This is a genomic window from Collinsella sp. AM13-34 (assembly GCF_003473055.1).
Lineage (GTDB): Bacteria > Actinomycetota > Coriobacteriia > Coriobacteriales > Coriobacteriaceae > Collinsella.
On the sequence record NZ_QRLE01000035.1, the window covers coordinates 1 to 11,497 of the forward strand.

Annotated in this window: 7 protein-coding genes; 6 read left to right on the plus strand and 1 reads right to left on the minus strand. The window is 60.8% G+C overall.

All coding sequences use genetic code 11. The features are described 5' to 3' along the window. Positions 1–293 precede the first annotated feature (293 nt). The 6 genes from DW151_RS09880 (at position 294) to nifJ (ending at position 9,147) form a co-directional block, all read left to right on the plus strand. Entirely contained in the window at positions 294–614 is a 321-nt protein-coding gene (locus DW151_RS09880) for a YbaB/EbfC family nucleoid-associated protein (protein ID WP_006235174.1), read from the plus strand. Between the two features lie 13 nt (positions 615–627). Further along, the gene (gene recR / locus DW151_RS09885) at positions 628–1,224 is read left to right on the plus strand and encodes a recombination mediator RecR (protein ID WP_118335648.1); all 597 of its coding nucleotides are present in this window, start codon (positions 628–630) and stop codon (positions 1,222–1,224) included. A 243-nt stretch (positions 1,225–1,467) separates the two neighbouring features. Further along, positions 1,468–2,376: a hypothetical protein gene (locus DW151_RS09890; protein WP_118335650.1), complete on the plus strand. Its 909-nt coding sequence runs from the start codon at positions 1,468–1,470 to the stop codon at positions 2,374–2,376. Next, positions 2,373–4,214: a hypothetical protein gene (locus tag DW151_RS09895; RefSeq protein ID WP_118335652.1), complete on the plus strand. Its 1,842-nt coding sequence runs from the start codon at positions 2,373–2,375 to the stop codon at positions 4,212–4,214. The genes DW151_RS09890 and DW151_RS09895 overlap by 4 nt, the downstream gene beginning before the upstream one ends. Before the next feature lie 3 nt (positions 4,215–4,217). After that, positions 4,218–5,156 (plus strand): FHA domain-containing protein, encoded by a 939-nt coding sequence (locus tag DW151_RS10680; RefSeq protein WP_199579943.1) that lies wholly within the window; start codon positions 4,218–4,220, stop codon positions 5,154–5,156. 451 nt (positions 5,157–5,607) lie between these two features. After that, positions 5,608–9,147: a pyruvate:ferredoxin (flavodoxin) oxidoreductase gene (gene nifJ / locus DW151_RS09905; protein ID WP_118335654.1), complete on the plus strand. Its 3,540-nt coding sequence runs from the start codon at positions 5,608–5,610 to the stop codon at positions 9,145–9,147. Positions 9,148–9,402: 255 nt separating this feature from the next. On the opposite strand, the gene DW151_RS09910 is transcribed toward nifJ, so the two are convergent. Then, on the minus strand, positions 9,403–10,764 hold the full coding sequence (locus tag DW151_RS09910) for an ATP-binding protein (RefSeq protein ID WP_158571695.1): 1,362 nt from the start codon (positions 10,762–10,764) through the stop codon (positions 9,403–9,405). Positions 10,765–11,497: the final 733 nt, after the last annotated feature.

An 11,497-nucleotide genomic window follows, 5' to 3' on the forward strand; every position in this document is an offset into this window, starting at 1 on the left:
ATTTGCTCAATGTGTTCGGCTGAGATCGGAAATCAACCCTATCTAGCTGGATGCAGAAAATGCCGGGTTCCGGCTCTACAAGATTTAGCTTTCGATATTATGCAGATGCGAATTATTCAACTTTGCATAATCTTCGGGCGTGGCTTGCACTCCAGGACATGTATATCGACTGAGGTAGCGTGTCCGCCCCGCTTGCTGGCTTCGCGCCGTGGTACGATTTTTGAGTTTGAAAGTCCCGCCGTGCTCCGGCTGCCCTTGCAGCTCGGCGTGCGGCCGCACGTAAAGGAGCCATCATGGCCGGTATGAACATGCAGCAGATGATGAAGCAGGCCCGCAAGATGCAGGAGCAGCTTGCCGCCGCGCAGGAGAACCTCAAGTCCCAGACCGTCGACGCCTCTGCCGGCGGCGGCATGGTCAAGGTGACCGTCAACGGCGAGATGGAGCTCGTCAACCTCACCATCGATCCCGATGCGCTCGATCCCGAGGACGTCGATATGCTGCAGGACATGATCATGGCTGCTGTCAACGAGGCCGTTCGCGGCGTCAACGAGCTCGCCAACAAGCAGATGGGCGCCATCACTGGCGGCCTCAACATCCCGGGCATGCCGTTCTAAGACGCGCATATATATGAGTGCCAACCATAGCCTGCAAAAATTGCTCGATGAGCTGGGCCGCCTGCCGGGCATTGGCCCCAAGTCGGCTCAGCGCATCGCCTATTACCTGCTCGAGGCCGATGCCGAGGAGGCGCGTCGCCTGGCCGAGGCCATCCTGGAGGTTAAGCAGGAGGTTCACTTTTGCAGCCGCTGCTTTAACTACGCCACGGCCGACGAGTGCTCCATCTGCCAGGACCCGATGCGCGACACCACCCGTATCTGCGTGGTGGGCGAGCCGCGCGATGTCCAGGCGATTGAGCGCACGGGCAGCTACCATGGCCTGTACCATGTGCTGGGCGGCGTGATCAGCCCCATGGACAAGATCGGTCCCGAGCAGCTGCATATCCGCGAGCTGCTGGCGCGTCTGGGCCGCGAGGATATCCACGAGGTCATTATCGCCACCAACCCCAATATCGAGGGCGAGACCACGGCGAGCTATCTCGCTCGCACCATCAAGCCGCTGGGCGTTGAGGTATCGCGTCTTGCGAGCGGCCTTCCCGTGGGCGGCGACTTGGAGTATGCCGACGAGCTTACGCTTGGCCGCGCTATCGAGGCCCGCCGCGCGATCTAAGCGGCGTCAGCTTCGCGGCATGTCCCGTCGGCCTGCCGCACGGGGCACTCATAATTGGGCGCGCGTTCATTTATTTGTTGTGCAACAAACCTGCTTTTCATCCGCTTATCGCGTGGATGGGTCAACTCGCACCTCGTATTTGCCCATTCGTTGCGCAACCTTTTGGGTTCGCTGATACACTCAAACGTGGATATGAAAGAATGCGCCGCTTTTAAGCGGCGTGTTTTTGTTGGAGGAGAACGCATGCGGCCCGGGGGCACTCAGACAAAGCATGGCGCCGCGGTGCGCATGCGACGCCGGCTGGGCCTGGCGCCTCGGGCGTATGTGCTGCTGTCTTGCTCGCTCGTGCTGGTCATAGCCAGTGTTTCGGCTTATGGCGTGACGGTACCATCCATGGTGCAGGCGCATGCTGCGCGCGATCTGCATATTGGGCGCAAGGCCAAAAGCGACTTGGGAACGACAACTGGATATGCGTGGGCGAGCGTGGTCTCGCACGTTGTGTTCGGTGGCGACGATGCGGACAGTCCCGAAACATCGGACAACGAGATCACACTGGCAAACGGCAAGACCATCGTGCTCACCAACACCAAGGTCATCACGAAGCTTTCCAACAACAGCGTGGCATCTATCGTTAACAAGGCGGAGCAGCAGAAGGAACAGGGTACGCAGCAGGCGGGTAAACCCGGCGGCTCGGATGGGTCCGGTTCTGGCACCGGTTCGTCGGGCTCGGACGGCGGTTCCGGTTCGGGCTCCGCTTCTGGCGGCGGATCTTCGAGTGGTGGCTCGACGGACGGCGGTGCCGGCGGCGACGCGGGCTCGGGTGGCCTCTCAGCTGCCGAGGAGGAGAGTATCCACAGTTGGCTCGTGACCAAATACAACATGCTCGATGGCTATGTCGCCCGCGCCAATAGCGTGGTGTCGACCTATAACGCCACGGGCGACACCGGACCGTGCGACAGCCTGGTCAATGACATGTTTGTTATCCGTGCCGAGTTTGGCCGGCAGACGTTTCCTCCCCAGTCAAAGTGGTATCGACAATTCGCCAACCTTTGGGGCTGCTACACAAACCTGTGTCAATGGGTCGGACATTACGGCGACGATAACGTCGCGCTCAACAACTTCAATAACAATGTGGCGGCGATCGCTCTATGATGACCAATCTTGTTTCCGCCACAAGCCAATCGCTTGCCCACGATCCCATGGTGGGCCTGCGCCTGGCGCGCGTCGATGGGTTTGAGCCGGCCGTCGCCCTGGGCACGGACGAGCTTCCCGCCTACCTGCGCCGTTTTACGATGCTGTTTGCCGATGACGCCACCATGCGCCGCGGCGGTATCGGCCGCGTGACGCGTGCTGTCAACGCGCAGGGCGAGGCCGTGGCGCTCAAACAGCTCATCTTGCCGGCGCGCGATGAGTTCGACGACGATGCTGCTCACGAGGCGCTGGCCACCAAGTTCAAGGCGGCGTTTCGCGAGGAATATGAATGCCATCGTGCCCTTTCGGGCCTTAAGGGCTTTCCCCGCTTGTACGGGTGGGGCGAGGTCGACGGCGTGCCCGCGATTGTCATGGAGTGGGTCGAGGGCGAGACGCTCGCTCGCCTGCGCTCGCGCCTTGCCGTGGACGATGCCGGGCGTCTGTCGCCGCTCGTGGCGGCGCGCCTGGGTCGCGACCTGTTCGATCTGCTCTGCCGCATGAGCTTGGTAGGCGAGGGGTTCGTCCATCGCGATATCTCGCCCGCTAATATTATGGTGCGCACGGCGCGCCTGCCGCTCGACCGACAGCTTGCCGAAGGCACCTTCGACCTGTGCTTGATCGACTTTGGCTCGTCGCTGGCGCTCGAGCCCGCCTCTGCGGTGGCCGGCGCCGGCGGCAAGGCGTCGTTTACCGAGCGCTATGCCACGTTGCGCCGCGCGACGGTGGCTTACGCCCCGCCCGAGATGCTCACCGACGATATTCCCGACCTGCGCATGCTTCGCATGTCGCCGGCGATCGATGTCTATGCAGCGGCGAGTACGGTCTACGAGCTCATCGCCGGCGTCGCGCCGTATGAGGCGGCACCGGGCGCGTCGGGGACCTCGGGCTCGCGCAAGAAGACGCGTGATATCGCCAGTCCCTACCGTCTCAAGATGGATACGCTGCCCGACTATCCCGTCGGCGCCCACGCGCCCGGTTGCGACTTGACGCAGTTGCTGCGACGCGAGCCCGATGTGGCACTTGCCGCGGCCGAGCAAGCTCAGCAGCTGGGGCTCGATCCAAATTCCGAGGACTTGCGCGATGCACTGGCGTTTGTCGATGCGCAGCTGTCCGACGTGGTGATGGCCTGTCTGTCGTGTCACCAGGAAGATCGTCCCGAGCCGGCTGCAGTGGAGGCGGCGCTTTCGGCGTTTTGTGACCACTATGCGCAAAATGTCGCCCGCTCGCTTCGCGCCGAGCCGCTCATGCCGTGCCCGATGGAGGTATCGGGGCACACGGCCCGGCGCGCGGCGATGGTTGGTGCGACGGCGGTATGCGGCGTGCTTTGGGCTGTGGTCGTGGTATCAGCGGCGCTGTTGGCGTCGGGCGCCCATGTGACGCTCATCGTGGGACCGCTTATGTGGTCCGGGAAGCTGCCAGCCATTATCGCCGCGCTGGCGTTGGCGCTGCCGGGCATGGTGGGCATTGCCGCCGGAGCCTTGGCGCGCAATCGCCGCGCGGGGTTCCTGCAGGGCGTGTTGGCCCTTTCCGCCTGCGAGGTCCCGGCTCTGGCTGCACTCGCATGTACCGTGTTTTCCCAGCATGCCGTGGCGGATGGCCTGGTGGCCGCCATAATTGCAACCTATGCGCTCACGTGGTTTTTGCTGGCGATGGGGTTTGCCTTTGAGCTTCCCGTCGTGTCAGCGCGACGTGTGAAAATTCCCATGGCGACGCCGCTTGCCGGCGGAGCCGCGGCTGCCCGCGCCTTTGGCGGGCCGGCCGAAGTATCCGACACTATCTCTGCGACCAAGGAGGGCTAAGCCATGGCTTCTCAAGCCGAGCTCACCCCGTGCGGGGCAATGTTTGACATCTTTAAGCGCGCAGCGCACCTGAGCCATATCGAACTGTGCGGCCTGGTGCTCTCGAGCCGCTCGCTCGCCGACGGCCGTAGTCCGCAGAGCCGTGCCGCCGATCGCTCCTGGGTTTCGCGCTTTATCGTGCGCGCGCCGGTCGGCACGCTGCAGGAACGTTATTTTGCCGATTACGGCACCTCGGCCGCGCGCATTATGTCGCAGCTGGCCCTGCGCCGTCGCAATCCCATGGACGCCGCGGCCGTGACCAATATGGTGTGCGGCCCGGCTGGCGAGCCCATGGTGCGGGCACTCGAGGAATGCCATCAGGACACGAATCTCTATCGCAATGCGCTCGAGCGCCTGTCGCAGGCGGCTGAGCTCATGCCCGCCGAGCGCGCCGAGGCCATCCTGGTGCTGTTTGTCGCCGTGGGTTGCTCGGCAGATGTCCGCTCGTCGGTGACCTATGCCATCGACTACGCTCATGCGACCTGTGGCGGCGCCACGTCGACGCCGCGCTCGCTGAGCACATCTTCGGTCGCGGGCGAGCACGAGGCCGCGCCAGCGCATCCGTTGGGACTGTTGCGCGTGCAAAACGGCTACGTGGTGAGCGCCCCGCGCTGGATCCAGCCGAGTGAGGAAGGCGTCGAGGTCGGCGCGCTGGCAACGGGGGAGGGCGACATCACCGATGTCGGCGACGATGTCTCGGCCCGCCATGCCCATATCTGGTGCGACGATTCTGGCACATGGTTTGTCGAGGACCTGTCATCCACGAACGGCACCGTGGTGGTAAACGGGGCCACGAGCGTGTGTATTCAAGTAGAGCCCGGTCGCTCCGCCCAGCTCAACCCCGGCGACGAGCTCAAACTCGGCGAATCCACCACCTACGCCATCCTCCTTGGCGCCCTCTAGCCGGCAGTTAGGGACGTTCCTTTTCTGCCGGCACTCGGGGACACTCCTTGGCGTGCCAGAGCCAGTCGCCCGGGGATGGAGGGGCAATCTCGCCCCTTGGCGGTCACCCGGGGCAAACCTTTACCGCCCGCCTATATTTGCCGAAATTACACTTGACGGCGGGGTACAATAAACCCGCATGCGGATTTCCGTTGCGGGCGCTTCCCATCGCCGGGGCGTGCCCGGGAGCATCCGGCATGCGGCCTTTGCGGCGCTCGGTCATGTGCAAGACGGGTGGCTGGGCCTGTGGAGCGCGTGCAGCCCTCCTCGCCTCGGCATGCCTTCTCTCCACGCCATGTACCTGCTGCTGAGTCCGCCTGCCAGATGATTGGAAGCAACAACGAAAATCCCATCACGCCAACATCCCGGCGATCGCCGGGGCCTGTATACCTATATGAGAGGAGAGGGGTATATGGCGCGTAAGTTTAAGTCTATGGACGGCAACGAGGCGGCCGCATATGTTTCGTATGCGTACACCGAGGTAGCGGGAATTTATCCCATTACGCCGTCCAGCCCGATGGCCGACCATGTCGACCAGTGGGCGGCCCAGGGTCGCAAGAACATCTTCGGCACCCCGGTCAAGGTCGTCGAGATGGAGTCCGAGGCAGGTGCAGCCGGTACCGTTCACGGTTCGCTGGGCGCCGGTGCTCTGACCACCACCTACACGGCTTCTCAGGGCCTGCTCCTGATGATCCCGAACATGTACAAGATCGCGGGCGAGCAGCTCCCGGGCGTCTTCCACGTCTCCGCGCGTTGCGTCGCTTCCCACGCCCTGAACATCTTTGGCGATCACTCCGACGTCATGGCTTGCCGTCAGACCGGCTTCGCCATGCTCGCCGAGGGCAACGTCCAGGAGGTCATGGACCTCTCGCCGGTGGCTCACCTTGCCGCCATCGAGGGTAAGACCCCGTTCCTTAACTTCTTCGACGGCTTCCGCACCAGCCACGAGATCCAGAAGGTCGCCATGTGGGACTACAAGGATCTGGCCGAGATGTGCGACATGGACGCCGTCCAGGCTTTCCGCGATCACGCGCTCAACCCTGAGCACCCGCACACCCGCGGTAGCCACGAGAACGGCGACATCTTCTTCCAGAACCGCGAGGCCTGCAACAAGGTCTACGACGAGCTTCCCGCCGTCGTCGAGGGCTACATGAAGAAGATCAACGAGAAGCTCGGCACCGATTACGGCCTGTTCAACTACTACGGCGCTCCCGATGCTGATCGCGTCGTCGTGTGCATGGGCTCCTTCTGCGACGTGCTCGAGGAAGTCATCGACTACCTCAACGCTCACGGCGAGAAGGTCGGCCTGGTCAAGGTTCGCCTGTTCCGTCCGTTCTCCATCAAGCACTTTGTCGACGTTCTCCCCGAGACCGTCAAGAAGATTGCCGTTATGGACCGCACCAAGGAGCCGGGTTCCATCGGCGAGCCGCTCTACCAGGACGTCGTCTCCGCTCTCTACGAGGCCGGCAAGACGGGTATCAAGGTCGTCGGCGGCCGTTACGGCCTGGGCAGCAAGGACACGCCTCCCGCGTCCGCGTTCGCTGTCTTCGAGGAGCTCAAGAAGGACGAGCCCAAGCGCGAGTTCACCATCGGCATCGTCGATGACGTGACCAACCTGAGCCTGCCCGAGGCCGAGGATGCGCCCAACACCGCAGCCCCCGGCACCATCGAGTGCAAGTTCTGGGGTCTGGGTGGCGACGGTACCGTCGGCGCCAACAAGAACTCGATCAAGATCATCGGCGACCACACCGACAAGTACGTTCAGGCCTACTTCCAGTATGACTCCAAGAAGACCGGCGGCGTCACCGTCTCGCACCTGCGCTTTGGTGATTCCCCGATCCGCTCGCCGTACTACGTGACCAAGGCCGACTTTGTCGCTTGCCACAACCCCAGCTATATCGTCAAGGGCTTCAAGATGGTCCGCGACGTCAAGCCGGGCGGCACCTTCCTGGTCAACTGCCAGTGGAGCGACGAGGAGTTCGCCGAGCACATGCCCGCCGTGGCCAAGCGCTACATCGCGAACAACAACGTCAACGTCTACCTGATCGACGCTATCGACCTGGCGGCCAAGGTCGGCATGGGCAAGCGCACCAACACGGTGCTCCAGTCCGCCTTCTTCGCGCTGGCCAAGGTCCTGCCCGCCGAGGACGCCCTGCAGTACATGAAGGACGCGGCTACCAAGTCCTACATGAAGAAGGGCCAGGCTATCGTCGACGCCAACCACAAGGCCATCGATGCCGGCGCTACCGCCTTCCGTAAGTTCGAGGTTCCGGCCGACTGGGCAACCGCCGAGGATGCCACCCCCGTCGAGCTCTCCGAGGAGACCAAGTCCGCTATCGCCCAGCAGGTCAAGAACCTGCTCGAGCCCATCGATCGCATGGATGGCGATAGCCTGCCCGTTTCCGCCTTTGTCGATTGCGCCGACGGCCAGTTTGAGCTGGGCGCCTCCGCATATGAGAAGCGCGGCGTCGCCGTGGTCGTTCCTCACTGGGACGAGACCAAGTGCATCCAGTGCAACCAGTGCGCCTATGTGTGCCCGCATGCCACCATCCGTCCGTTCGCGATGACCGAGGACGAGGCTGCCGCCGCGCCCGAGGCTACCCGCACGCTCGACGCCATGGGCCCCAAGGCCAAGGGCATGAAGTTCACCATGGCCGTGTCCCCGCTCGACTGCATGGGCTGCACCAACTGCGTCAAGGTCTGCCCCAAGGGTGCCCTCGAGATGGTTCCCACCGAGCAGGAGATGGACCAGCAGCCCGTTTGGGACTACATGGTCGAGAACGTCTCCGAGAAGAAGGAGCTCATCGCGGCCAACGTTAAGGGCAGCCAGTTTAAGCAGCCCTACCTGGAGTTCTCTGGCTCCTGCGCCGGCTGTGCCGAGACCGCCTATGCACGTCTGGTGACCCAGGTCGCCGGCGACCGCATGTTCATCTCCAACGCCACCGGCTGCTCCTCCATTTGGGGCAACCCCGCTGCCACCGCTCCTTACTGCAAGGACAAGGACGGTCACGGCCCGGCGTGGAACAACTCCCTGTTCGAGGACAATGCCGAGCACGGTCTGGGCATGGCCGTGGGCTATGAGGCTGTTCAGCACAAGCTGATTGCCGCCACCCAGGAGATCATCGCCGCCGATGGTCCGTCCGACGAGCTCAAGGCTGCCGGCCAGGCTTGGATTGACTCTGTCAACGACGCCGAGGCCTCCAAGACCGCTGCCGCTGCCTACGTTGCCGAGCTCGAGAAGTGCGGCTGCGAGGCTTCCAAGGCAATCCTCGCCGACAAGGCTTACCTCACCAAGAAGTCCTTCTGGATCTTCGGCGGCGACGGTTGGGCCTACGACATCGGCTTCGGTGGCCTGGATCACGTCCTGGCTTCCGGCCACAATGTCAACGTCTTTGTCTTCGACACCGAGGTTTACTCCAACACCGGCGGTCAGGCCTCCAAGGCCTCGAACCTGGGCCAGGTTGCTCAGTTCGCCGCTGCCGGTAAGGTGACCAAGAAGAAGTCCCTGGCCGAGATTGCCATGAGCTACGGCTACGTCTACGTGGCGCAGGTCGCCATGGGCGCCAACCCGGCTCAGACCCTCAAGGCCATCCACGAGGCCGAGGCCTACGACGGCCCGTCCCTCATCATCGGCTACAGCCCCTGCGAGATGCACTCCATCAAGAAGGGCGGCATGCAGAACTGCCAGGCCGAGATGAAGAAGGCTGTCGAGTGCGGTTACTGGAACCTCTTCCGCTTCAACCCCGAGGCTGCTGCCGGCAAGAAGTTCTCGCTCGATTCCAAGGAGCCCGCGGGCGGTTATCAGGAGTTCCTGATGAACGAGGCCCGTTACGCTTCGCTGACGCGTTCCTTCCCCGAGCGCGCCGAGGAGCTCTTCAAGGAGAACGAGCAGGCCGCTATGGATCGCTACGCTCACCTGCTGAAGCTCAAGACGGTGTACAACGAGGCTTAGGTCTCCCACCGCAGGATCTGAGGGCTGACCTTCGCGGACGTCCTCGGACATGAAAGAACCCCCGCTGCGCACTACGTGCGGCGGGGGTTCTTTCGTCCTGCGGAGTGTCCGCGAAGGTCAGCCCTCAGATCCTGCTACGACTACGTCCTCAGATTGTGTGGGCTGATGAAGGACGTGGTTGGTGGGGTGCCTTGTCCCGGTCGCTGTTTCGCGGCTTTGGGCATAGAGGGGGACCTGGTTGCGGACCCAGATGGCCTAGAGGGATATGGGTGCAAACGAGAAATCGTTGTTGGGGTCGTCGTTTTCCATAAACTCATCGAGGCAGAATGTCATATAGATTGGAACGTACAGAACCTTGCCCTCTTTGCTGAGGTTCTCGTGGCTTAGCACAACGGCCTCGGGGATTTTGTACTCGCTCACGCTCATCAGACGGTCGAGGGCCGCATGGGCTCGAACCTTCTTGCCCGATTTGACCTCGATTGGGACAACGTGCCCGCGAGTGCCTTCGATCACAAAGTCAACTTCGCCGACCTCGCGTGTCTGGTAGTACCATGCATCAGTTCCAAGGGCGACAAGCTCCTGCGCGACCACGTTCTCATAGAGACCGCCGAGGTTGGGGGTTTTCATATCAAGGTAGACAGCGCGTGCCGTGCTGCCGGGATACCGTGATGCGAGCATGCCTGTATCAGACTCGTATAGTTTAAAGGCGGTCGCCTTCTCTGTCCTCTTAAGAGGACTTCGGGCCTCCGTCACCTGGGCGACCATCAAACCGACGCCCGCGTTCACCAGCCATAGGAAATCCTGCTCGTATTTTTGAAGGCGAGCCCCCTCGCCCAGGGATGAAACAACAAAGCGATGGGACTCCGCCTCAAGCTGAACGGGAATTTGTTCGAAAATCGCGCGAACGTTAAACGCTCGAGTCGATGCATATTTAGAGATATCACTTTTGTACTGATCGACCAGCTGAATTTGAAGCTCACGCGTCCTCACGAGTGAATAACCCGAATCGATATAGTTCTGTACGACCTCCGGCATGCCGCCGCAAACGATATAAGCTCTAAAGTTTTTGAGCATCACCTCATGAATATAGTTTTCGACGGGACGCCTCTCGACAAGGCAGCTGCGGATGTCTGCAAGCACATTCTCGCTGATGCTGTTTGCCCAACAAAACTCTTCAAAATCCATTGGCCGCATAACAATGTGCTCGACATACCCCACCGGGAAAGAAGAGATCCCCTTAAACTCAGTCCCAAGCATAGACCCCGAGAAGACATAGCTAAAGCGCCCGTCCTCGACCAACGCCTTCATGAGCGTGACGATCTGCGGATACTCCTGTATTTCATCGACAAAGATAAGCGTATCTCCCTCAACAAGCGGTGCATCCGCAAGAAGGGCCACGCGGTTGATAAAGTCAACGGCGTTCTTAGCGCCAATGAGCACATCTCTTGCCTCGGCATCGAGCAGCAAATTGGCCTCAAAATACGACGCGTAGTTGTCTTTACCAAACGCTCGAATCGCATAGCTCTTGCCAATCTGACGCGCACCAGTAACAAGCAACGCTTTATTGGAGTTGTTCTTCCAGCTCAAAAGCCTGTCAGTGACCTTACGGCGTAGCATAAAACCCCTCAATGACAAAAATTGGCAAATAGATTTGCCCCTCATCATACAAAAATTGGCAGATAGGAATGACCCAAATCATACAAAAATTGGCAGATAGCAAAGATTCGCTTAGGTCCCAGAGCCATCGAGCCGGCGCGGTGCCATGCAAAAAGACTGGGGACGCCGCTGATGTTCTCGATTGCCTGGGCGCGCAGGAGCGAGAGGGCGTCGACGGCGTTCATGCAGTACCCGACGGTAAAGTTCCATACTGCGAACTCACAATCGCTTGCCGCAAAGTGAAGCGCGTTCGGCTATCCCTTTTGTTGGATGAAAAGCCCCGTGTTATTGCAGGGGTGCATACTTGTCTTGCAAGTGCATAGAATCTCGTATAGTGCGAGTAAATAATTGCAGTGTCCGTTATGTGTTTAGCAAAGATATAGTTTGCATAATCTGGCCCAATCACTGCTCTAATTAAATAAAGTCGCACGTAGATGACGTAAACATGTGTGAGCTGGGCTTCTTTACGCTGAGCGGGTAAAAACGACCGTTCACCGTTAAACTATTTTCAAAATGAATAAAATGAGCGATAAAGAGAATATAAACCTTAATAAACTCGCGTATTGCACGGACGCGGGTTATTAATGGGTTGTAGGCCTTTTACAGAAAGGATTCCAGCAATGTCTAAGCCTCTTGGCAAGCCCGATCGTATTGTCGTCGCCCTCGGCGGCAACGCCCTCGGCAACAACCCCGT